The sequence below is a fragment of the Janthinobacterium sp. HH102 genome, assembly GCF_001758625.2.
GTDB lineage: Bacteria > Pseudomonadota > Gammaproteobacteria > Burkholderiales > Burkholderiaceae_D > Janthinobacterium.
In genome coordinates this window covers 2,602,849-2,622,780 of the sequence record NZ_CP062062.1, presented here as the reverse complement: position 1 = coordinate 2,622,780, position 19,932 = coordinate 2,602,849, and the positions used below count along the sequence as shown (strand labels likewise).

Here is a 19,932-nt window from a genome sequence, read left to right as displayed (position 1 = left end):
CAATTTACGAAAGGAACTCCCCATGAAACTGTCTTCCGCTCGCATTAGCGCAGAAAGCATGCTAGAGCTCATCATCAAATCGCAGCCTGATCTGCTGCATCGCCAAACCACCCAGTCACTGAAAGAAGGCGCAGTGCTGGCAGATTTTTGCCACGATTTCATCGAGCAATACGCCAAACGAATAATGGAACGCTCGAATCAGGATTAACCTCTTTGATCGTCGGCAGCAGTCTCAAGCCTGGTCATAGCAACTGGCTTGGGATAGTGAAAGCCAGCTACGCCTCCTGCACTCGGCCTCATGCCTTCTCCTTCGTTCTCCGCGTCGGGTGCATTACGCGCTGAAACACGTCCTTGGTGCGGGCTAAGGCCTTGCGCGCGCCAGTGAGGATGCGGACGATACGCGCCTTCTTCTCGGCCGCCCGGGCCGCCTTGCGTAGCGCAATCTCATAGTTGGCTTGGGTGGGCGCCGCGATGACATTGGCCAGCGACGCCAGCGCGTCAGCGTCGGCGCTGGCTAAGTCGCAGATATCACCCAGGGCCAAGCCCGCCTCGTCGCTCGACTCGATGGCACGCACGCACAGACCGAAGCGGCGCAGCATGTCGTTCAGGCAGTGCACGCGAGCGTCATCGGGCATGCCGGCGAGGATGGAAAAAACGAAGTTCGCCGGTAAAAAATTGGTGTCCTTGGTCTCGTCGTCGAGCCAACGCAGCACGCGGTCGCTGTTGTTCTTCATGCGCTGGAACTCGTCCGTGTGCGCATCGAAGCGGATACCGGTCACGGCCGGGCCGCCGACTTGCGCATGCGCCGCGACGATCAGGTCGATGGCGCTCGCGCTCGACAGCCCAGCGGCCCGGCGCCAGTCGGCCACGTGCTCGCGCAGGATGCCGATCAGGGTTTTGTGCGACTCAATACGCATGATTTATTCCTCGGGGTGGTTTACTCTGGTTTCTGTTGAATGTTGGACACTTCGAGGACCAACGCCCCACCAGAAGCGGCGACGAGATCAGGCCAAATCAAGTTCCAATCGTTAGGTCGCAGCTCTTGCCTGGTTACCTGCTTGTTAGTCAAACCTTCGATTGCGGCGCAATATCGAATTGAAATAGGTCGAATCCCTTTCAGCCACTGGTGAAGCACTGCTGGGGAAATTTTGAGAAGCCGGGCGAAGTCAGCCTTTCGGATCTTCGAGTCTGCCAAGTAGGTTGAGAGGTTCATGCCGCAATAATAGCATTGCTATTGCACAAGTCAATAGCAATGCTCGTTGCTCTATTAAATAGCATTGCTATACTTTGAACATGAAAAACGAAACAAAGACACTTGAACCTTGGCAGCTTGAAGACGCCGCGCGACTGAAGGAGCTGTTCGCCGCGCGCGAGCCAAAAGTGTCGCAAGCAGAATTTGGCGCCCAGCACGGACTTGGGTCTCAAAGTATGGTTTGGCAGTATCTGTCAGGCCACCGACCTTTAAACATCAAGGCGGCCACAGCCTTTGCGCGCGGGCTTGGTGTGCAAGTGCACGCGTTCAGCCCTACTCTCGCTTCTCAGATCGACTATGTTTCGCAATCGGCGACATTGGCGCCGCAACTTGACGTGCGGGAACTAGCTGGCGAGTATCAAGATGTAATCTTGGCTGATCCCAATAACCCGGATTTTTACCAGATTCCGAAGGTTCAGCTGCGACTATCCGCAGGCGTAACTGGCTTTCAAACAGTTCCTGAAATCTACGACGGTAGCAAATTGAGTGTAAGTAAAAACTGGGTGGACAGGAACGGCTTCAATCCTAGCAAACTGATAGCAATGTCAGTAAAAGGTGAGAGTATGGAGCCCAATCTTTATGCCGACGATCTGGTGATTGTCAATACGGCCGACACAAAGATCATTGATGGCAAGGTCTTCGCAGTAAATTACGAAGGTGAGGCTGTGATTAAGCGCTTCATGCGTGAGTCTGGCGATTGGTGGCTTACATCTGACAATCCAGACCAACAGAAGTATCGACGGAAACGCTGTAGTAATAGTGAATGCCTCGTAGTCGGCAGGGTCGTCAAAAGGGAAACGGAGCGTATATGAAGTTGGCAGGAATTTTGATACTTGTAGCAGGCCTAATTCTAGCAACTTTCTGCCTTTTTATGGACACGACTGTTGGTGTGGCCGCGAGGGATTACGGATATGGCGTAACCTCGCCTGACATGCGGGTGTCCAACATTGACCTGATAGCAAAACGCCAGAGCTTCCTCATTTTTTCCGGAATACTGTCAGTTGTCGGAGCAATTTTAGTGGGTTTTTCGTCGATTTCGAAACCCCAAAATAATGATGCACTTCCAGTCGAGCAAGAACAATCCGCGGCAGATCCGGTTGATTCAGGTGCTACAAGCAATTCAGTATCAATCTGTAGAAACTGTCATCACATGGGCGCGGGCGACGCGCAGGAGTGTCGCCGTTGCGGTGAGCCATTCCCCACATAAGCTAAAAACTGAACAAGCAAAAGCCCGCCATCGTGCGGGCTTTTTTATTTCTCATGAAAATAATAATTTTAAATAGCATTGCTATTGCATTGAAAAAATAGCAGTGCTACTATTCATCCATCGACGCACCACCTCAACCGATGGAGAGAAAATGTCACACGCCACCAGCCCTGCCGACCTGCACAAAACGCACGTTCCCATCCCCTTCCTGACCAACACCGCGTCAGCTATGGCAATCGATGCCATCGCCGACAGTCTGCTCGACGCCGAACTGTGGCCCGAGGACAGCGAGCTCGTCGTCGAGATCCGCGCCATGTTCATGCACAACTGGGGCATGGATCAGGCCCAGGCCGACGCGCGCATGTCCCGCTTCAACTTCAAGTCCGCCCTCGCCGCATTGGAAGGCGGTGCAGCATGAAATTCAAGATCAACATCTACCTGCTGATCGCTGTGGCCATCATCGGCGCCATCACCGGCAGCCTGGCCATGAGCCTGGGCGAAATCGAACCAGCGGCCAGCGCCGCCATCATCCTCTTGTCCGTGCTGGTCCTGGGCTGGGGCGCCGGCAGCGTGGCGTCGCAGGCCGAGATCGACCGCCTGACCAGCATCGAGACCGGTCGCCGCATCCAGGCCAGCTGCCTGATCACCACCCGCAACCGGCTGGAGCGCGAGCTCGAGCAGCTGCTGGATGCGAAAGGCGGTGTGCTGTGAGCGCCACCTTCCCTGAAGACCAATTCCTGCGCGACGTCGCCGAGCATGCGATGACCGTGATCCGCGAAGACGGCGTGAGCCGACATATTCGGTTCGCCAAGCCGGGCACGAGCTGCATGCACTTCGACCTGATCACCTGGCCGGGCTACCTTTGCTACACCGGCGACATGGGAACCTACGTGTTTCAGCGACTGACCGACATGTTTGAGTTCTTCCGCACAGATCGGGAGTACAAAAAACGCAACGGCGCCAAGTTGGCGGTCAACCTCTCGTACTGGGGCGAAAAGCTTCAGGCGACAGACCACGACGGTTATCGGAAGTACTCTGCCGAGAAATTCAAGACGAATGTCATGGACTGGATTGAGCAGCGGGGGCTGGCTGGAAAGCTCGGGCACGGCCTGCGCGATGAGCTTCAATCCGAAGTGCTGGACCATGCGGATGATGGCGCCGACGCGGCCTACCGCGCAGCGATGGATTTTGTCTGGAACGGGAAGCTCGTTTTCCCCGATTTTTACGAGGTGGACAGCGAGGAATACTCGCACCGTTTCGTCTGGTGCTGCTATGCACTGGCCTGGGGAATCGAGAAATACGACGCATCGAAATTGCAGGCCGCTCCCGAAGGAGTTGCAGCATGAGGCGCCTGCCACTGCCGAAACCCAGCAGCCGCTCCTACGCCCTGCTGCAGGCGCTGATCGCCGGCCCCGGCACCTTCTACCAGATCGCAGAGCGAGCCGGCTTCGATATCGAAGAAGCGGGCATGGAGAGCCGCCTGCGCATGATCTTCTCGCGCGGCATCCAGGGCCACGCCCGCCTCGACGGCATCATGTACGTACTCAAGGAAGCCTCCCGCGCCGCGCTGCTGGGCATCCAGACGGCACCGGCTGGCCAAGTAGCGGCGCCGCACTTCCGCGGCGTGGCGGGCGCCATGCCGGTACTGGTGGTTCGTCGCCAGGTGGCAGAGGTGCGCCCATGAAGCGCGACCTCTTCACCATGTCCCTTGACCTGGGCAATGAGCTGATCATCGACAACTTCGCCGGCGGCGGCGGTACCAGCACCGGCCTGGAGCAGGCTTTCGGCCGCCCGGTCGACATCGCCATCAATCACGATCCCGAAGCACTGGCCATGCACGCGGCGAACCACCCGCACACCACGCACCTGTGCGAAAGCGTATGGGACGTCGATCCGATCAAGGTGACGGGCAACCGCCCCGTAGGCCTGGTCTGGCTGTCGCCGGACTGCAAGCATTTCAGCAAGGCCAAGGGCGGCAAGCCCGTCGAAAAACGCATCCGTGGCCTGGCCTGGGTGACGTTGCGCTGGGCAGCCAAGTGCAAGCCCCGCGTCATCATGCTAGAAAACGTCGAGGAATTTAAGACGTGGGGCCCGCTACTGGTCGAGGCCGACGGCAGCGCCAAGCCGGATCCGGCGAACAAGGGCAAGACGTTCGATTCGTTCATCCGTCAGCTGCGCGGGCACGGCTACACCGTCGACTACCGTGAAATGCGAGGCTGCGACCACGATACGCCCACAATCCGCAAGCGTTTCTTCCTGGTGGCGCGCCGCGACGGCATCGCCATCAAGTGGCCAGAGCCTACCCATGGTGCGCCAGACAGCATCGGCGTGCGCGCCGGCAAGCTGCTGCCGTACCGCACGGCGGCCGAGTGCATCGACTTCAGCCTGCCGTGCCCGAGCATCTTCGAGCGCGACAAGCCGCTGGCGCCGGCCACGCTGCGCCGCATCGCCAAGGGCATCATGCGCTATGTGGTCGACGCGGCCGATCCGTTTATCGTGAACACGGCCAACAGCAAGACCACCGGCAGGGCCCCGAACGTGTGGGAGGCGGCCGAACCCCTGCGGACCATCACCAGTGCGCCAGGCTTTTCTGTCGTGGCGCCAACCATCGTCCCGGTCACACACCAGGGCGCCGACCGCACCGAATCCATCGGCGAGCCGTTCCGCACCATCACTGGCGCGCACCGCGGCGAGAAGGCGCTGGGCGTGGCCACGCTGGTGCAGGTGGGTTACGGCGAACGCAAGGGCCAGGCACCGCGTGCGCTGGATATCGAGAAGCCGCTGGGCACGGTGGTGGGCGAGAGCAAGCATGCGCTGGTATCGGCGCTGCTGACCGGCGTCGGCGGCCGTGCTGGTCAGAGCCGCCCGCGCGGCCTGAACGAGCCAACTGCGACCGCCACGTCGAAAGCCGACGCAGCTCTGGTGACGGCTGTGCTGGTCGACGCCGCGCACGGCGAGGTATCGCCCGGCGGCGTGAAGCGCTGGGGCGCTGGCGCGCACGCCGTCGAGGCTCCGCTGGGCACCGTGACGGCAAGCGGCAACAAGGCCGTGGCCACCGCGTTCCTGGCCAAGCATTACACGGGCGTCGTCGGGTCGGACTTGACTGACCCTATCGGCACAGTCACCGCATGCGACCACCACAGCCTGGTGACGGCATTCCTGACCGAGCACGCCAACGCGAGCAATCAGCGCGTGATGTCGGTAGACGAACCGCTGCGCACGATCTGCGCACAGGTCAAGGGCGGCCATTTCAGCATGGTATCGGCGCATATCCAGCGCGACATGGGCGCAAGCGTTGGCCACGCCGCCGATGCGCCGCTCGGCACGGTCATGGCCGGCGGTGGCGGCAAGTCGGCACTGGTCACGAGCAACATGATAAAGCTGCGCGGCACCAGCACGGCGGCCGGTACCAACGAGCCGCTGGGCACGATCAGCGCCGGCGGCCAGCACCACGCCGAGGTGCGCGCCTTCCTGCTGTCGTATTACGGTACCGACCAGGCGCCCGAGATCGACGGGCCACTTGCCACCGTCACCAGCCGTGACCGCTTCGGCCTGGTGACGATCCACGGTCAGGATTATCAGATCGTGGACATCGGCCTGCGCATGCTGCAGCCGCGCGAGTTGTTCCGGGCCCAGGGATTTCCCGACGATTACATCATCGGCGACGACCCGGCCCAGGGCCTGAAACTGACGAAGAGCGCCCAGGTGCGCATGTGCGGCAACTCAGTCTGCCCACCCATGGCCAAGGCACTGATCCTCGCCAACTTCGCGCATGAGCGTGAGATTGCGAGGGTGGCATGACATTGCGAAATTTAGTCGCCTGTCTGGACCAACTCAAAATCACCGTCCGGACGGCCAACGTTCTTCAGCTTGTTTCGATACCCGCAGCGCGGGCAAAGGAAATAGCAGCCGAAGTGGTCGACAGCCGGCTCAACCTCGGAAAATTTCAGATCAACGGTGCATCGTTTGCAGGTCCACATGGTGCGCCTCCATGTAAAAAGGGAATCGTAGCATGATTGCCAACCCGGCTCAAATTACAAGGCAACACCTGGCCAACAAGAAGGGGCCGTTCTACACACTGACGCGTAAGCGCTGCGCCTGCGGCAAGGCCACCACGGCGCGCCAGCTGCGCCAGTACGGCCGCTGCGTCACCTGTGTCCGGAGTGCACCATGAGCGCCCCAACGCGCCCGGTGCTGCGCTATCACGGCGGTAAGTTCCGCCTGGCCCCCTGGATCTTGACTTTCTTCCCGAGCCACGTCGTGTACGTGGAGCCGTTCGGCGGCGCCGCCTCGGTGCTGCTGCAGAAGCCTCGCGTGGGTGCCGAATGCTACAACGACTTGGACGGTACCGTGGTCAACCTATTCCGGCTGCTGCGCGATCCCCTGCAAGCGCTCGAGCTGCAACGTCTGGTGGAACTCACGCCGTTTGCACGGCAAGAATTCGACTGGGCTTACGAGGCGGCCATCAGTGATATGGACGCGGCCCACAAAACGATAGTGAAGTCCTTCATGGGCCACGGTTCCGATTCAGCGACGCGCTCCTGCCGCACGGGCTTTCGCTCAAAGCTGAGCGACGGCCGCGTGCTGCCTTCGGTGGAGTACTCCACCTGGTCGAATGCGATCCCTTCATTCACCAATCGCTTGCGGGGTGTAGTTATAGAAAACCGCAGCGCAATCGAGGTCATTGAACGCATGGACTCACCGAACACGCTTATCTACGCGGATCCGCCCTACTGCCATAGCACCAGGTCATCGCTGGTAGGCCGATCGAACAAAACGCATGGCTACCGTCATGAAATGACCGACGACGATCATCGTGCGCTGGCTGGCACGCTGCGCCAGGCGCGCGGCATGGTGGTGCTATCGGGATATCCGAGCCAGCTGTATGACGACGATCTGTATCCGGATTGGATCCGACATGAGCGGCGCCATGTCGCCGATGGTGGCAAAGCCAGAACAGAGGTGGTGTGGATTAATCCTGCATGCGCAGCAGCGCTGGAGGCGGAAAGAACGCAAGGGAGGATGTTTGCATGACCAAGTGCATCACCAGCGACAAATGGCGCGGTGACCGTGATGAACCGGTCATCCCGTCCACCGTGCGCTTCAAAGCGCAGGAAGCGAACGCGCCCAGCTGCGAAGGCTGCCTGTTCGAGCGCTCTGTGGGCGTGTGCTCAACGGCCGCCGCGCTGGCCGTGGCCAACGACCAGCCGGACTGCGACGACCGCTCGCCGGCCGGCATGACCTACATCTACGTGCTGGATAAAAGCGATCCGCGCCAGCTCGACCTGATCAAACCCCTGAAACAACTGGAAAGCACATCATGAGCACTATGACCGAAGTTCGAAAATTCCTGCGCCTGCCCTCGGTGATCGAGATCGTCGGCATCCAGCGCACGGCAATCTACGACCGCATCAAGAAGGGCACCTTCCCTGCGCCAATCAGCCTGGGGCCGCGCGCGGTGGTGTGGGATTCGACAGCAATCGCAGCATGGCAGGAAAAAATTATCGAGGATGCGCGTACGCCGTCGGCAAAAAACTAATGGGGGTAGAGATGTGGGTAGGGGAAAAAGAAAAAGCCCCTTCATAGGGGCTTTTTCATAATACTGGCGGAGACGGTGGGATTCGAACCCACGATACAGGTATAAGCCGTATGCATCCTTAGCAGGGATGTGCCTTCGGCCACTCGGCCACGTCTCCTAGCTGATTACTCAACTATGTCTCTGTAGCTAACTGCGCTGCAGCGACGAACGTCATAATATCGATTGCCCCCCCTTTGGTCAAGGGCGTGGGGCAATATTTTTGGATATTTAAGCTTTTTCCAGCTCGAACGCTTTATGCAGCGCGCGCACGGCCAGTTCCATGTACTTTTCATCGATCAGCACGGAGATCTTGATCTCGGAAGTGGAGATCATCATGATGTTGATGCCCTCTTCCGACAAGGTACGGAACATTTGCGATGCGACGCCCACGTGGCTGCGCATGCCCACGCCGACGACGGACAGTTTCGACACTTTCGCGTCGCCCGTGATGCTGGCCGCGCCCAGTGCTTCGCGGTTCGCTTCCAGCACGGCCAGCGCGCGCGTGTATTCGCCGCGCGAGACGGTGAAGGTGAAGTCCGTTTTACCGTCGACCGACTGATTCTGTATGATCATGTCGACTTCGATATTCGCGTCCGCCACCGGTCCCAGGATGTGGTAGGCCACGCCTGGACGGTCGGGCACGCCGAGCACGGTGATTTTGGCTTCATCGCGGTTGAAGGCGATGCCGGAGATGACTGCTTGTTCCATGTTTGTATCTTCCTCAAACGAAATCAGGGTGCCTGAATTGGCTTCTATTTCCAGCGGCAACATCGGGTCGGTCAGCGACGACAGCACGCGCGTGGGAACGCGGTAGTTGCCGGCAAATTCCACCGAACGCGTTTGCAGCACTTTGGAACCCAGCGAAGCCAGTTCCAGCATTTCTTCAAAGGTGATGGTCTTCAGGCGGCGCGCCTCGGAAACCACGCGCGGGTCGGTCGTGTAGACGCCGTCGACGTCCGTGAAGATCAGGCATTCGGACGCCTTCATGGCGGCGGCGATCGCCACGGCCGACGTATCGGAACCGCCGCGGCCCAGGGTCGCGATGTTGTCGTGTTCGTCGACGCCCTGGAAACCGGTAATGATGACGATCTTGCCCGCATCGAGGTCCCGTTTGACTTTTTCGTCATCGATCGACTGGATGCGTGCCTTGGTAAAGGCGGAATCGGTCTTGATCGCGACTTGCCAGCCAGCATAGGATACGGCTTGTTTGCCGATCGCCAGCAGTGCCATCGACAATAGGCCGACGGACACCTGTTCGCCTGTCGAGGCGATCATGTCAAGTTCACGGGGATCGGGTTGATCCATGATTTCCTTGGCCAGTCCAATCAGGCGGTTGGTTTCGCCCGACATGGCGGATGGCACCACCACGATTTGATGCCCGGCGTCGTGCCACTTGGCAACGCGCTTGGCGACATTCTTGATACGGTCAGTCGAGCCCATCGACGTACCGCCATATTTGTGGACGATTAAAGCCATAAGAGTGAAGTTTCCGCTCAAGAAGAATAAAAAAGGAGGGCTTTACTCTACATGCCGCAATGCAAAATAACAAGCTAAAAAGCGCATTAGCTCATACCAATTGTACATATGGAAATAACCAATCCATACAGTCCAGCTGGCTGGAGCAGCCACTTGGCGACCGCCCCGGGAGTGGCCGTGGCGGCCACCCCTGCGCTCAGCAGGAGAGCCAGCGTAAGGTCACGCGAGGACGATCCAGCAGACTCAGACAATGGCAGTCGAGGCCGATACCAGCCGCATACAGCAATTGTTGCGCCGCACAGACAAGCGGCAGGCGTTCGCGCTCCCAGGCGGGCACGTCAAACGCCTGGTAATGGTATTTCAAGCTCTTGGTGGGACGGTTCAAGGCCAGCTTCAAGCGCTCGCCGCCCTGGCGGAAGTCGATGGTCAAGGTTTGGGCTTGCAACCAGGCAATATCGATACCCTGGCCGCCGTCTTCCACCGCATCGAAATGCAGCACGCCGCCATACGCGGGGAACGCCAGGCTCGCTTCGCCCTGCCAGCTAAATTGCTGGCCGGCCTTTTCCAGGCCGGGAATACCCGCGTCGTCACGCTCGCGCATGCCGGCAAGGTCATTCAGCTTGGGCGTCAGGTACAGCCGGTCGCGGTGGCGCCGCACGTGGCATTCGGGATGCGTGACCAGCAATTGCGCATCGGGCCGCGCTTCCAGCAATTGCGCCAGCATTTCCGCCAGCCATGCCGTCGACGGCATGCGCAAGCCGCGCGTGCCGAACCAGTGGCGCAGCAGGTTGTAGCAGCGGTCCGCGCTCAGCGCGCGCAATTTCGCCAGTTCGATGCAGTCGCCATCGAGGCACATTGCCAGATCCTGCGTCGCCAGTTCCGTCAGCAGGCGCTGCGCCGATTGCGCGTGCTGGGCGCTGCGGGCGAAGCGTTCCTGAAAACCGGGAAAGGCCTGCGCCAGCACGGGCATCACCTGGTGCCGCAAGGCATTGCGGGCAAAGCGGGGATCGTCGTTCGATTCGTCATGGATGTGCGCGATCGCATGCTTCGCCACGTACGCTTCGAGTTGTTTGCGCGACACGGAAAGCAGCGGGCGCGCCATCACCAGGTCCGGATTGCCCAGCAGCTCGGGCGCGCTGTTGGCGCCATCCATGCCGGACAGGCCTGCCGTGCCGGAGCCGCGCAGCAATTGCAGCAGCACCGTTTCCGCCTGGTCGTCCTGGTGGTGGGCCGTGAGCAGCAGGCGCACGCCGTGCGCGGCGCACAGCTCGCCCAGGGCCGCATAACGGCGCTTGCGGGCCGCCTCTTCCGTGCCCGTCTTCGCATTCTTTTCCAGGGTGACCTTGCGCGCCTCGAAGGCGATACCCATGCCGGCGCACAACTGCGCGCAGTGGGCCAGCCAGGCGTCGGCGTTCGGACTCAGGCCATGGTGCACGTGAAACGCGTGCAAGGCCACGCCGTGCTCTTGCGCCCAGGCATGCGCCAGGTGCAGCAGGGCCGCGGAATCGAGGCCGCCGCTCAGGGCGATGCCGACGGTGCTGCCGGGTGCAGGTGCGCAGGCGTCCAGCGCGCGGGCGAAGATGTCGGGCACGGTGGCGGTTTGTTGCTTTTTCATTCGGACTCCGGGAATGCAAAGAGGGACAGGCGGCTAAACGGATGGTGTCGTTTAGCGGACTGTCCCTGGTAACTCTTGATATTTTGTCGGCTTACGTCTTGGCGACTTACGTCTTGTCGGCTTACGCTGCGCTAAGCCGACCTACGCCGACTTGCGCTGGCTTACTCGCTCGGCGTGGTTTCCTTGAACTTGCCGTAGCTCAGCAGTTTTTCGTGGCGCGCGGCCAGCAAGTCCTTGGTTTTCATGCCCTGGAACTGGCGCAGGGTGTCGGCCAGTGCGCGTTTGAGCAAGGTTGCCATCTGTTTCGGATCGCGGTGGGCGCCGCCCAGCGGTTCGTTGATGATCTTGTCGATCAGGCCCATGGCTTTCAGGCGGTGGGCGGTCAGGCCCAGCGCTTCGGCCGCGTCGGAGGCGCGCTCGGCGCTCTTCCACAGGATCGAGGCGCAGCCTTCCGGCGAGATCACGGCGTAGGTCGAGTATTGCAGCATCAGCACGGCGTCGCCCACGGCGATGGCCAGCGCGCCGCCGGAACCGCCTTCACCGATGATGGTGGCGATCAGCGGCACTTTCAGTTCGGCCATCACATACAGGTTGTGGCCGATCGCTTCCGACTGGCCGCGCTCTTCCGCGTCGATGCCGGGGAAGGCGCCTGGCGTGTCGACGAAGGTGAAGATGGGCAGGTTGAACTTTTCCGCCACTTTCATCAGGCGCATGGCCTTGCGGTAGCCTTCCGGTTTCGGCATGCCGAAATTGCGCATGGCGCGCTCTTTCGTGTCGCGGCCCTTCTGGTGGCCGATGACCATGCACGGCTGGCCGTTGAAGCGGGCCAGGCCGCCGACGACGGACAGATCGTCCGCGTAGCTGCGGTCGCCATGCAATTCGTGGAAATCGGTAAAGATTTCATTCACGTAATCCATGGTGTACGGGCGTTGCGGGTGGCGCGCGATCTGCGCCACTTGCCAAGGGGTCAGCTTGGCGTAGATATCCTTGGTCAGCTGCTGGCTCTTCTTGGCCAGGCGGTCGATCTCTTCCGAGATGTCGACGGCCGAATCGTCTTGCACGAAGCGCAACTCTTCGATCTTGGAATCGAGTTCCGCGATCGGCTGTTCAAAATTGAGGAAAGTCGTTTTAGTCATTGTACCTCCAGGTTTTACCGGCCACGGCGCCAGGGCGCGCGGCGTCATCTATGTTTATTTTACCGTACCGGCTGGTGCGCCGGGGGCTGTATCGGATGCGGCAGGGGCGGCTGCAGGGTCGAGACTGCGCCACAAATACCACGTCGCCACGGTGCGCCACGGTTCCCAATTGGCAGAAACTTCGCGCGCATCGCTGCGGGAAACGGGTTCGCCGGAGAAGTAATTGACGCTGATGCCCTGGATCAGACCAGGGTCGTCAAGCGGCAAGACATTCGGCCGGAGCAGATTAAATATCAGAAACATCTCGGCTGTCCAGCGGCCGATGCCGCGGATCTGCACCAGTTCGGCGATGACGGCTTCGTCATCCATCTGGTCCCACTGGCTCGCGTGCACGCGCTTGGCCTTGAAATGGTCGGCCAGGTCGAGGATGTATTCGGTCTTGCGTTTGGACAAACCGCAGGCGGACAATTGCTCGGCGCCTGCCTTCAATACTTGCGAAGGCGTGCATTTCGGGCAAGCCAGCAGCAGCTTTTTCCAGGCGGCATCAGCCGCCTTGGGCGTGATCTGCTGGCCCACCAGCGAACGGGCCAGGGTGGTAAACGGGTCGCTGTGGCCGACCAGGTGCAGGTCGCCAAATTGCGGGATGAGTTTTTTCATGATGCGGTCGCGCTTCATCAGCTCGATCTTCGCCTCTTCCCAGTAGTGCGGCACCTGGATCACCTGCGCAGCGATTACTGGCGCTTCCCCGTTTTCCCTGGACGTCGCCATCATGCGCGGCGCCAGTTGGTCGAGCCGTCAGGCTTGTCTTCAAGAATGATGCCTGCGGCCAGCAAGTCGGCGCGGATCTTGTCGGACTGGGCAAAGTCGCGCGCCTTTTTCGCCGCACTGCGCGCCGCAATCGCCGCTTCGATGCCGGCCGCCTCGTCCTGGCCGCCGGCGGCGCCGACGGTCGCCTGCAGGAATTGCTGCGGCGTGCGCTCAAGCAAGCCGAATACGCCCGCCAGGCCCTTCAATTGACGCGCCAGGGCGGGCGATTTGCTCTTGTTGACTTCCGTTGCCAGATCGAACAGGGCCGCCACGGCCAGCGGCGTATTGAAATCGTCGTCCATCGCTTCGCGCACGCGCACGGCATGGGCTTCGTTCCAGTCGATGGCGCCCTCTTCCACCGCCACGTCGGCCAGCGCCGTGTACAGGCGCGTCAGCGACAGGCGCGCATCATCGAGGTGCACGTCCGAGTAATTCAGGGGGCTGCGGTAATGCGCGCGCAGGATGAAGAAGCGGATCACTTCGGCATCGAACTTTTGCAGCACTTCGCGGATGGTGAAGAAATTGCCGAGCGACTTGGACATTTTTTCATTGTCCAGGCGCACGAAGCCGTTATGGATCCAGTAATTGACGCTGGTGTGGCCGAACGCGCCTTCGGATTGGGCGATCTCGTTTTCGTGGTGCGGGAATTGCAAGTCCGCGCCGCCGCCATGGATGTCGAATTGTTCACCGAGCAAGGCGCAGGACATGGCCGAGCACTCTATATGCCAGCCCGGGCGGCCCTTGCCCCACTTCGAATCCCATTTGACTTCTTCCGGCTCGGACTCCTTCGACGACTTCCACAGCACGAAGTCGAGCGGATCGCGCTTGCCCGTGTTGACGTCGACACGCTCGCCCGCGCGCAGGTCGTCGAGCGACTTGCCCGACAGCTTGCCGTAGTGGGGGAAATTGCGCACGGCGTAATTGACGTCGCCGTCGGCCCCCTGGTAGGCCAGGTCCTTCGCTTCGAGCTGCTCGATCAGGCGCAGCATCTGCGGCACGTACTCGGTGGCGCGCGGCGTGTGGTCGGGCGTCAAAATGCCCAGCGCGGCCGTGTCTTCATCCATGTACTGGGTGAAACGCGTCGTCAGCTGGGAAATCGTCTCGCCGTTTTCCACGGCGCGGCGGATGATCTTGTCGTCGATGTCCGTAATGTTGCGCACATAGGTGACGTCGAAACCGGACGCCTTCAGCCAGCGGTAGATGACGTCGAAGGCCATCATCATGCGCGCATGGCCGATATGGCAATAATCGTAGATGGTCATGCCGCAGACGTACATGCGTACCTTGCCCGCTTCCATCGGGACGAATACCTGCTTCTCGCGAGCCAGGGTGTTGTAAATCTTTAGATTGCTCATCGTACTTTGCAAGTGAAGCGGCCGCCAGCCTGGCAAAACGACAGACAGGCGCGGACACCGGGGGTGCCGCGCCACTGAACTGCCGTGTGCGCCGAAAACTGTCGACCCGCTATATTGTTGTTCTTGTTTGTTAGAATTGGGGCGTTAGCGGTCAAGTATAACATTGATAAAAACCATACTGGCCCGATATGAATCAGGTTTTTACGATGTTCAACCGAATTTTCAGCTCTTTACAATTAAAGCAAGTTTAGAGAAAAATAACGATCAAGGACGCCTTCATGCAAGAAACCAAATCAAAACGCCTGTCTTTCCTGGCCCGCTTTTGCACCCTGTTTGCCGGCCTGACGCTGGGCAGCGCCGTCGTGGCGGCCGCTCCGGCGACCGCCCTCGACCCCACGCCCCATGTGGCCCTGAAAACCAGCATGGGCGAAATCGTGCTGGAACTGAATCAGGAAAAAGCGCCGCAAAGCGTGGCCAATTTCTTGCAGTATGTCAAAAGCGGTTATTACAAGGGCACGGTGTTTCACCGCGTCATCGACGGCTTCATGATACAGGGCGGCGGCTTCGACAAGAACATGAAGCAGAAAGCCACCAAGGCGCCGATCAAGAATGAAGCGCAAAACGGCTTGCAAAACGTCACCTACAGCATCGCCATGGCGCGCACGGGCGATCCGCATTCGGCCACCGCGCAATTCTTTATCAACGTGAACGACAACGGCGCGCTCGACTACCCTGGCCGCGACGGCTTCGGCTACACGGTGTTCGGCAAAGTCATCAAAGGCATGGACGTGGTCGACAAGATCAAGGCCGTGCCCGTGGCAGACAAGGGACCGCACCAGAACGTGCCCGTCACCCCCGTGGTGATCGAATCGGCGACTTTACTCAAGTCCGCGCCCGCAAAACTGTAAAATAGCGTTTTTGCGGCGCCGGCCTGCCTGGCGCCGCTGAATCAATTATTCATCCAATTTATTAAGGATCATCATGACCTCCGTCATCATCACCACCAATCTGGGCAAGATCACCGCTGAACTGGACGCCGAAAAAGCGCCGAAAACGGTTGCCAACTTCCTGGCCTACATGCAAGCCGGCCACTACGACAACACGATCTTCCACCGCGTCATCGACGGCTTCATGATCCAGGGCGGCGGTTTCGAGCCAGGCATGAAACAGAAGCCTGCCGACACCACCGTGGAAAACGAAGCCAAGAACGGCCTGAAAAACGATACCTACACCCTGGCCATGGCCCGCACGTCGGACCCGCACTCGGCATCGGCCCAGTTCTTCATCAACATCAAGAACAACAGCTTCCTCGACTACCCAGGCCAGGACGGCTGGGGTTACGCCGTGTTCGGTAAAGTTACCGATGGCAAGGAAGTCGTCGACGCCATCCGCGCCGTGAAAACCTCGCGCGCCGGCATGTTTGCCGATGTGCCAGTGACCGACGTCATCATCGAAAAAGTCGAAGCAGTTTAATTCGGCTACGGCATCATGAATCACAGGCATTGCCGCGTTGGCGCCTCTCCATCTACATCACTTTTTGGGAGCGTTGAACGATGACAATGCCTGCCGCACTCTTTATTTCCGACCTGCATCTGCAGAGTTCGCACCCGCGCACCAGCGCGGCGTTTCTTTCTTTCCTGGAACACCATGCGCAATATGCGCAAGCGCTGTATCTATTAGGCGACCTGTTCGAATACTGGGCCGGCGACGATGACCTGGAAGACCCGTTCAATGCGCGCATGACGGCCGCCATCCGCGCCGTCAGCGATGCTGGCGTGCACGTCTACTGGATCGCCGGCAACCGCGACTTTCTTGTCGGCTCCGGCTTTGCCGCCGCCGCCGGCGCTACGCTGCTCAGCGAACCGCACGTGGCCACGATTGCCGGCCGGCGCATCGTCTTGCTGCATGGCGACGCCGAATGCACGAAAGACGTCAGCTACATGGAGTTTCGCGCCATGGTGCGCCAGCCCGCCTGGCAAAAACAGTTCCTGTCCATGCCGCTGGCGCAGCGCAAGGCCATCATCGATGGTTTGCGTCAAAGCAGCCGCGAGCACAATGGCGAAAAATCCATGGACATCATGGATGTCACCCCCGATGCTGTCGCGCAAGTGTTTGCCGAACATGCGAGCACCGTCATGATCCACGGCCATACGCACCGCCCCGCCCTGCACCAGGTCGACAATACCTTGCGCTATGTCCTGCCCGACTGGGAATGCGACGTGACGCCGCCACAACAGCCGCGCGGCGGCTGGATCGCCATCGATACGCGCGGCAACATCACGCGCCACGACCTGAACGGCGAGATCGTCGACTAGGCCTGCGCCGACGGCCGCACGGGTGTTTGTCCGATAGCCGCGCCCGCCTGGCCTTGCTGTAATGGCGCCATGCATACCGTTTACATCGGCACGGCTGGCTGGAGCATCGCCAGCGCCGCCGCCAGCCACTTTCCCCTCGATGGCAGCCACCTGCAGCGCTATGCTCAGGTACTGGACTGCGTGGAAATCAACAGTTCCTTCTACCGTCCGCACCAGCCCTCCACGTACGCGCGCTGGGCCGCCAGCGTGCCCGAGCATTTCCGCTTCAGCGTGAAATTACCGCGAAGCATCACGCACGAACGGCGCTTGCGCGACTGTGCGGCCGAACTGGATCGCTTCGCGGGAGAGGTCATGCAACTGGGGAATAAACTGGGCTGCGTGCTGGTGCAGCTGCCGCCCAGCCTGCGTTTCGAGGCCGACGTGGCCGCCGCATTTTTCCATGCGCTGCGCCAGCGCTTCGACGGCATGCTCGCCTGCGAAGCGCGCCACCCCAGCTGGTTCGAGGCGGGCGCGACCGAACTATTGACGCTGCAAGGCATCACGCGCGTGCGGGCCGATCCGCCTGCGGGACAGCCGGGGCCGCACATACCGACGACCAGCGTGACCTACCTGCGCCTGCACGGCAGCCCAAAGATTTATTACTCGGACTACCCGGCCGACTACCTGGCGGCGCTGGCCGCCGACTTGCACACATCGGCGCAGGCGGGCAGCTGGTGCATCTTCGACAACACGGCGGCCGGCGCAGCCCTGTTCAATGCGCTGGACCTGCAGGCGCGGATGGCCTGAAAATACGTGTTGATTTTTTGAGACTTAGTGTCATAGTTAACTACAACACCGATCAACTACATCACGGAGCTTCGATGCCTACAGCATTTTTCACGCGCCGCACGGCCCCGCCCTTGTGGGAGCGCATCCCATGAGCACGGAATGGAATGACAATAGCCCCATCTACCGCCAGCTCAAGGCCAGGGTGGTGGGCATGATGCTCGATGGCGTGCTGCAGTCCGGCGACGCCCTGCCGTCGGTGCGCCAGGTGGCGGCCGATTATCAATTGAATCCCATCACGGTTTCGCGCGCCTATCAGGAACTGGTCGACGATGCCCTGGTGGAAAAACGCAGAGGACTCGGTATGTATGTCTTGGAAGGCGCCCGCGACAAATTGCTGGCCAGTGAACGCGAGCGCTTCATGTGCGAAGAATGGCCGGCGATGCTGGAACGCATCACGCAACTGGACCTTAACCTCGAGCAACTACTGCAGGCGAGCCGCGACAGTGGCGCACACGGAGAGAGCGCATGAATGCATTGAACAAGGACAGCGTCATCAGCGCCCGCGGCCTGCGCAAGCAGTATGGCAAACAGGTCGCCATCGACGGCATCAGCTTCGATATCGCGCCGGGGCGCATCGTCGGCTTGATCGGGCCGAACGGCTCCGGCAAGACCACCACGCTGAAAGCCATCCTGGGCCTGACGGGCTTCGAAGGCCAGCTGTCGGTGCTGGGACGCGATCCGCGCCTGCAGCGCGACGCGCTGATGGACGACGTATGCTTCATCGCCGACGTGGCCATCCTGCCGGGCTGGCTGCGCGTGGCCGACGCCATCGATTTCGTTGCCGGCGTGCATCCACGTTTCGACCGCAGCAAGGCCGAGCGCTATCTGGCCCACACCAAGCTGGCGCCGAAGATGAAGGTCAAGGCCATGTCGAAAGGCATGGTGGTGCAGCTGCACCTGGCGCTGGTGATGGCCATCGACGCCAAACTGCTGGTGCTTGACGAGCCGACCCTGGGGCTGGACATTCTGTACCGCAAGCAGTTCTACCAGAACCTGCTGCAAGACTATTTCGATGAAAACAAGACCATCGTCATCACCACGCACCAGATCGAGGAAGTGGAACACATCCTGAGCGACCTGATGTTTATTCGCGACGGCAAGATCGTGCTGGCCTCGAGCATGGAAGAGGTGGGCGAGCGCTACATCGAGGTGATGGTGGGCCCGCAGCACGTCAATCCGGCGCGCGCGCTGCAGCCGATCAGCGAACGCAGCGTGTTCGGCAAGTCGGTGATGCTGTTCGACGGCGTCGCCCGCACCCAGCTGGCCGCCCTGGGCGAAGTCCGCACGCCCAGCCTGGCTGACCTGTTTGTCGCGACCATGAAAGGATCGTACCAATGAGTATTTCCCCTGCAAACAAGATGCAATGGCTGATCCGGCGTGAATTGTGGGAACACAAGGGCATGCTGGTATGGACGCCCGCCCTGATCGGCGTCGTCATGACCGTACTGGGCGCCCTGATGACGATAGCCACCATCGCCAAGACCAAGATGCGCACGGCGCTGATCGTCAATGGCGAAGAAGTGTCCTGGAGCACGGTCTTCAATACCCGCACCTTCGGCCCGCGCCGCACGGAAATCATCGACGCCGTCGCCAACAACTACACGTACGCGGCCGCGCCGCTGTTCCTGGCACTGGGCTTTCTCGTGTTTTTCTATTGCCTGAGCGCCCTGCATGAAGACCGCCGCGACCGCAGCGTGCTGTTCTGGAAGTCGCTGCCCATCTCGGATGCCCAGACGGTGCTGTCGAAAGCGGCCATCGCCCTGCTCGTCGCGCCGCTGATCGTGGCCGCCGCCGCCAGCGTGACCTCGCTGCTGCTCGTGCTGATCCTGAGCGGCGTGCTTGCGGCCAACGGCATCCACGTGTTCGCCGAACTGCTCGCCACGCCCGGCCTGTATCTGGGACCGCTGCGCGTGTTCGGCTTGCTGCCCGTGTATTGCCTGTGGGCCTTGCCGACGGTCGGCTGGCTGCTGATGGTATCGAGCTGGGCCAAGTCGAAAGTCTTCCTGTGGGCCGTCGGCGTGCCGCTGCTGCTGCTCATCCTGGCCGTCTGGGCCGGCAAGCTGACGCAGACGGAAAGCGGCGTCGACTGGATACAGATGAACGTCATCGGACGCGCCCTGCTGGGCACCCTCCCCGGCAGCTGGTATCTGTTCGAGCCGGACCTGCTGCCGCAGATGCACGCGCTGGCAGAGGGGGGATCGCACGCGACGCGCACTGATGTGTTCAGCAACTCCTGGTCCAGCCTGGCCTCGCCAGCCGTGTGGCTGGGTACGGCGGCAGGTACGGCGCTGATTTACGCCGCCATCCGCCTGCGCCGCTGGCGCGAGGAAGGCTGAGTCCCCTCTTCCATGATGGGAGAATTT

The 19,932-nt window shown here is 60.7% G+C and carries 24 protein-coding genes and 1 tRNA gene; 18 read left to right on the top strand and 7 right to left on the bottom strand.

The annotated features are described in order from the left end of the window. Positions 1-22: 22 nt before the first annotated feature. Positions 23-208: a hypothetical protein gene (locus tag JAB4_RS11975; RefSeq protein WP_139143644.1), complete on the top strand. Its 186-nt coding sequence runs from the start codon at positions 23-25 to the stop codon at positions 206-208. A gap of 88 nt (positions 209-296) precedes the next feature. On the opposite strand, the gene JAB4_RS11970 is transcribed toward JAB4_RS11975, so the two are convergent. Next, positions 297-917: a hypothetical protein gene (locus tag JAB4_RS11970; protein ID WP_070221328.1), complete on the bottom strand. Its 621-nt coding sequence runs from the start codon at positions 915-917 to the stop codon at positions 297-299. Between the two features lie 376 nt (positions 918-1,293). Here JAB4_RS11970 and JAB4_RS11960 point away from each other — a divergent pair, with 376 nt between their 5' ends. The 10 genes from JAB4_RS11960 (at position 1,294) to JAB4_RS11915 (ending at position 7,998) form a co-directional block, all read left to right on the top strand. After that, complete coding sequence (locus JAB4_RS11960; RefSeq protein ID WP_070221326.1) at positions 1,294-2,064, top strand: LexA family transcriptional regulator; 771 nt, start codon at positions 1,294-1,296, stop codon at positions 2,062-2,064. A 240-nt stretch (positions 2,065-2,304) separates the two neighbouring features. After that, positions 2,305-2,535: a hypothetical protein gene (locus JAB4_RS11955; protein ID WP_139143643.1), complete on the top strand. Its 231-nt coding sequence runs from the start codon at positions 2,305-2,307 to the stop codon at positions 2,533-2,535. A 75-nt stretch (positions 2,536-2,610) separates the two neighbouring features. Beyond that, positions 2,611-2,877 (top strand): hypothetical protein, encoded by a 267-nt coding sequence (locus JAB4_RS11950; protein ID WP_070221325.1) that lies wholly within the window; start codon positions 2,611-2,613, stop codon positions 2,875-2,877. Beyond that, entirely contained in the window at positions 2,874-3,170 is a 297-nt protein-coding gene (locus JAB4_RS11945; RefSeq protein ID WP_070221324.1) for a hypothetical protein, read from the top strand. The genes JAB4_RS11950 and JAB4_RS11945 overlap by 4 nt, the downstream gene beginning before the upstream one ends. Beyond that, positions 3,167-3,805, top strand: a complete 639-nt coding sequence (locus JAB4_RS11940) for a hypothetical protein (protein WP_070221323.1) — start codon at positions 3,167-3,169, stop codon at positions 3,803-3,805. Before JAB4_RS11945 ends, JAB4_RS11940 begins: the two co-directional genes overlap by 4 nt. Continuing rightward, a complete protein-coding gene (locus JAB4_RS11935; RefSeq protein ID WP_070221322.1) occupies positions 3,802-4,143 on the top strand; it encodes a hypothetical protein in 342 nt (113 codons plus the stop codon). The genes JAB4_RS11940 and JAB4_RS11935 overlap by 4 nt, the downstream gene beginning before the upstream one ends. Continuing rightward, complete coding sequence (locus JAB4_RS11930) at positions 4,140-6,260, top strand: DNA cytosine methyltransferase (protein ID WP_070221321.1); 2,121 nt, start codon at positions 4,140-4,142, stop codon at positions 6,258-6,260. The genes JAB4_RS11935 and JAB4_RS11930 overlap by 4 nt, the downstream gene beginning before the upstream one ends. Before the next feature lie 369 nt (positions 6,261-6,629). Next, positions 6,630-7,493, top strand: coding sequence for a DNA adenine methylase (locus JAB4_RS11925; protein WP_070221320.1), 864 nt, complete (start codon positions 6,630-6,632; stop codon positions 7,491-7,493). Continuing rightward, positions 7,490-7,783, top strand: coding sequence for a hypothetical protein (locus tag JAB4_RS11920; protein ID WP_070221319.1), 294 nt, complete (start codon positions 7,490-7,492; stop codon positions 7,781-7,783). Before JAB4_RS11925 ends, JAB4_RS11920 begins: the two co-directional genes overlap by 4 nt. Next, on the top strand, positions 7,780-7,998 hold the full coding sequence (locus tag JAB4_RS11915; protein ID WP_070221318.1) for an AlpA family phage regulatory protein: 219 nt from the start codon (positions 7,780-7,782) through the stop codon (positions 7,996-7,998). The genes JAB4_RS11920 and JAB4_RS11915 overlap by 4 nt, the downstream gene beginning before the upstream one ends. Before the next feature lie 64 nt (positions 7,999-8,062). Here the strand turns inward: JAB4_RS11915 and JAB4_RS11910 are convergent. The 6 genes from JAB4_RS11910 to cysS form a co-directional block, all read right to left on the bottom strand. Then, positions 8,063-8,155: transfer RNA gene (locus JAB4_RS11910), tRNA-Ser, on the bottom strand. A 110-nt stretch (positions 8,156-8,265) separates the two neighbouring features. Next, positions 8,266-9,513, bottom strand: a complete 1,248-nt coding sequence (locus JAB4_RS11905; RefSeq protein ID WP_070221317.1) for an aspartate kinase — start codon at positions 9,511-9,513, stop codon at positions 8,266-8,268. A 196-nt stretch (positions 9,514-9,709) separates the two neighbouring features. After that, positions 9,710-11,128 (bottom strand): tRNA lysidine(34) synthetase TilS, encoded by a 1,419-nt coding sequence (tilS, locus tag JAB4_RS11900; RefSeq protein WP_070221316.1) that lies wholly within the window; start codon positions 11,126-11,128, stop codon positions 9,710-9,712. Positions 11,129-11,289: 161 nt separating this feature from the next. Continuing rightward, entirely contained in the window at positions 11,290-12,264 is a 975-nt protein-coding gene (locus JAB4_RS11895; protein WP_034784047.1) for an acetyl-CoA carboxylase carboxyltransferase subunit alpha, read from the bottom strand. Positions 12,265-12,318: 54 nt separating this feature from the next. Continuing rightward, positions 12,319-13,032: a DNA-3-methyladenine glycosylase gene (locus JAB4_RS11890; protein ID WP_070221359.1), complete on the bottom strand. Its 714-nt coding sequence runs from the start codon at positions 13,030-13,032 to the stop codon at positions 12,319-12,321. Further along, positions 13,032-14,426 carry a cysteine--tRNA ligase gene (cysS, locus tag JAB4_RS11885; protein WP_070221315.1) on the bottom strand — a complete coding sequence of 465 codons (1,395 nt, stop codon included), beginning with the start codon at positions 14,424-14,426 and terminating at the stop codon, positions 13,032-13,034. The genes JAB4_RS11890 and cysS overlap by 1 nt, the downstream gene beginning before the upstream one ends. A gap of 278 nt (positions 14,427-14,704) precedes the next feature. On the opposite strand from cysS, the gene JAB4_RS11880 reads away from it, so the two are divergent. The 7 genes from JAB4_RS11880 to JAB4_RS11850 all read left to right on the top strand — a co-directional run bounded on the left by JAB4_RS11880 (position 14,705) and on the right by JAB4_RS11850 (position 19,905). Further along, a complete protein-coding gene (locus JAB4_RS11880; RefSeq protein ID WP_175444739.1) occupies positions 14,705-15,334 on the top strand; it encodes a peptidylprolyl isomerase in 630 nt (209 codons plus the stop codon). Positions 15,335-15,407: 73 nt separating this feature from the next. Beyond that, positions 15,408-15,899, top strand: a complete 492-nt coding sequence (locus tag JAB4_RS11875) for a peptidylprolyl isomerase (protein WP_070221314.1) — start codon at positions 15,408-15,410, stop codon at positions 15,897-15,899. 86 nt (positions 15,900-15,985) lie between these two features. Next, positions 15,986-16,741: a UDP-2,3-diacylglucosamine diphosphatase gene (locus JAB4_RS11870; protein WP_070221313.1), complete on the top strand. Its 756-nt coding sequence runs from the start codon at positions 15,986-15,988 to the stop codon at positions 16,739-16,741. Between the two features lie 69 nt (positions 16,742-16,810). Then, positions 16,811-17,527, top strand: coding sequence for a DUF72 domain-containing protein (locus tag JAB4_RS11865; RefSeq protein ID WP_070221312.1), 717 nt, complete (start codon positions 16,811-16,813; stop codon positions 17,525-17,527). Between the two features lie 130 nt (positions 17,528-17,657). Beyond that, positions 17,658-18,038, top strand: a complete 381-nt coding sequence (locus JAB4_RS11860; protein WP_070221311.1) for a GntR family transcriptional regulator — start codon at positions 17,658-17,660, stop codon at positions 18,036-18,038. Continuing rightward, positions 18,035-18,907 carry an ABC transporter ATP-binding protein gene (locus JAB4_RS11855; RefSeq protein ID WP_070221310.1) on the top strand — a complete coding sequence of 291 codons (873 nt, stop codon included), beginning with the start codon at positions 18,035-18,037 and terminating at the stop codon, positions 18,905-18,907. Before JAB4_RS11860 ends, JAB4_RS11855 begins: the two co-directional genes overlap by 4 nt. Further along, complete coding sequence (locus JAB4_RS11850; RefSeq protein WP_070221309.1) at positions 18,904-19,905, top strand: hypothetical protein; 1,002 nt, start codon at positions 18,904-18,906, stop codon at positions 19,903-19,905. The genes JAB4_RS11855 and JAB4_RS11850 overlap by 4 nt, the downstream gene beginning before the upstream one ends. Positions 19,906-19,932: the final 27 nt, after the last annotated feature.

Coding starts and splice junctions, on each gene's coding strand:
- JAB4_RS11975 (WP_139143644.1), top strand. CDS start 23: ATGAAACTGTCTTCCGCTCGCATTAGCGCAGAAAGCATGCTAGAGCTC.
- JAB4_RS11970 (WP_070221328.1), bottom strand. CDS start 917: ATGCGTATTGAGTCGCACAAAACCCTGATCGGCATCCTGCGCGAGCAC.
- JAB4_RS11960 (WP_070221326.1), top strand. CDS start 1,294: ATGAAAAACGAAACAAAGACACTTGAACCTTGGCAGCTTGAAGACGCC.
- JAB4_RS11955 (WP_139143643.1), top strand. CDS start 2,305: ATGATGCACTTCCAGTCGAGCAAGAACAATCCGCGGCAGATCCGGTTG.
- JAB4_RS11950 (WP_070221325.1), top strand. CDS start 2,611: ATGTCACACGCCACCAGCCCTGCCGACCTGCACAAAACGCACGTTCCC.
- JAB4_RS11945 (WP_070221324.1), top strand. CDS start 2,874: ATGAAATTCAAGATCAACATCTACCTGCTGATCGCTGTGGCCATCATC.
- JAB4_RS11935 (WP_070221322.1), top strand. CDS start 3,802: ATGAGGCGCCTGCCACTGCCGAAACCCAGCAGCCGCTCCTACGCCCTG.
- JAB4_RS11930 (WP_070221321.1), top strand. CDS start 4,140: ATGAAGCGCGACCTCTTCACCATGTCCCTTGACCTGGGCAATGAGCTG.
- JAB4_RS11925 (WP_070221320.1), top strand. CDS start 6,630: ATGAGCGCCCCAACGCGCCCGGTGCTGCGCTATCACGGCGGTAAGTTC.
- JAB4_RS11920 (WP_070221319.1), top strand. CDS start 7,490: ATGACCAAGTGCATCACCAGCGACAAATGGCGCGGTGACCGTGATGAA.
- JAB4_RS11915 (WP_070221318.1), top strand. CDS start 7,780: ATGAGCACTATGACCGAAGTTCGAAAATTCCTGCGCCTGCCCTCGGTG.
- JAB4_RS11905 (WP_070221317.1), bottom strand. CDS start 9,513: ATGGCTTTAATCGTCCACAAATATGGCGGTACGTCGATGGGCTCGACT.
- tilS (WP_070221316.1), bottom strand. CDS start 11,128: ATGAAAAAGCAACAAACCGCCACCGTGCCCGACATCTTCGCCCGCGCG.
- JAB4_RS11895 (WP_034784047.1), bottom strand. CDS start 12,264: ATGACTAAAACGACTTTCCTCAATTTTGAACAGCCGATCGCGGAACTC.
- JAB4_RS11890 (WP_070221359.1), bottom strand. CDS start 13,032: ATGGCGACGTCCAGGGAAAACGGGGAAGCGCCAGTAATCGCTGCGCAG.
- cysS (WP_070221315.1), bottom strand. CDS start 14,426: ATGAGCAATCTAAAGATTTACAACACCCTGGCTCGCGAGAAGCAGGTA.
- JAB4_RS11880 (WP_175444739.1), top strand. CDS start 14,705: ATGCAAGAAACCAAATCAAAACGCCTGTCTTTCCTGGCCCGCTTTTGC.
- JAB4_RS11875 (WP_070221314.1), top strand. CDS start 15,408: ATGACCTCCGTCATCATCACCACCAATCTGGGCAAGATCACCGCTGAA.
- JAB4_RS11870 (WP_070221313.1), top strand. CDS start 15,986: ATGCCTGCCGCACTCTTTATTTCCGACCTGCATCTGCAGAGTTCGCAC.
- JAB4_RS11865 (WP_070221312.1), top strand. CDS start 16,811: ATGCATACCGTTTACATCGGCACGGCTGGCTGGAGCATCGCCAGCGCC.
- JAB4_RS11860 (WP_070221311.1), top strand. CDS start 17,658: ATGAGCACGGAATGGAATGACAATAGCCCCATCTACCGCCAGCTCAAG.
- JAB4_RS11855 (WP_070221310.1), top strand. CDS start 18,035: ATGAATGCATTGAACAAGGACAGCGTCATCAGCGCCCGCGGCCTGCGC.
- JAB4_RS11850 (WP_070221309.1), top strand. CDS start 18,904: ATGAGTATTTCCCCTGCAAACAAGATGCAATGGCTGATCCGGCGTGAA.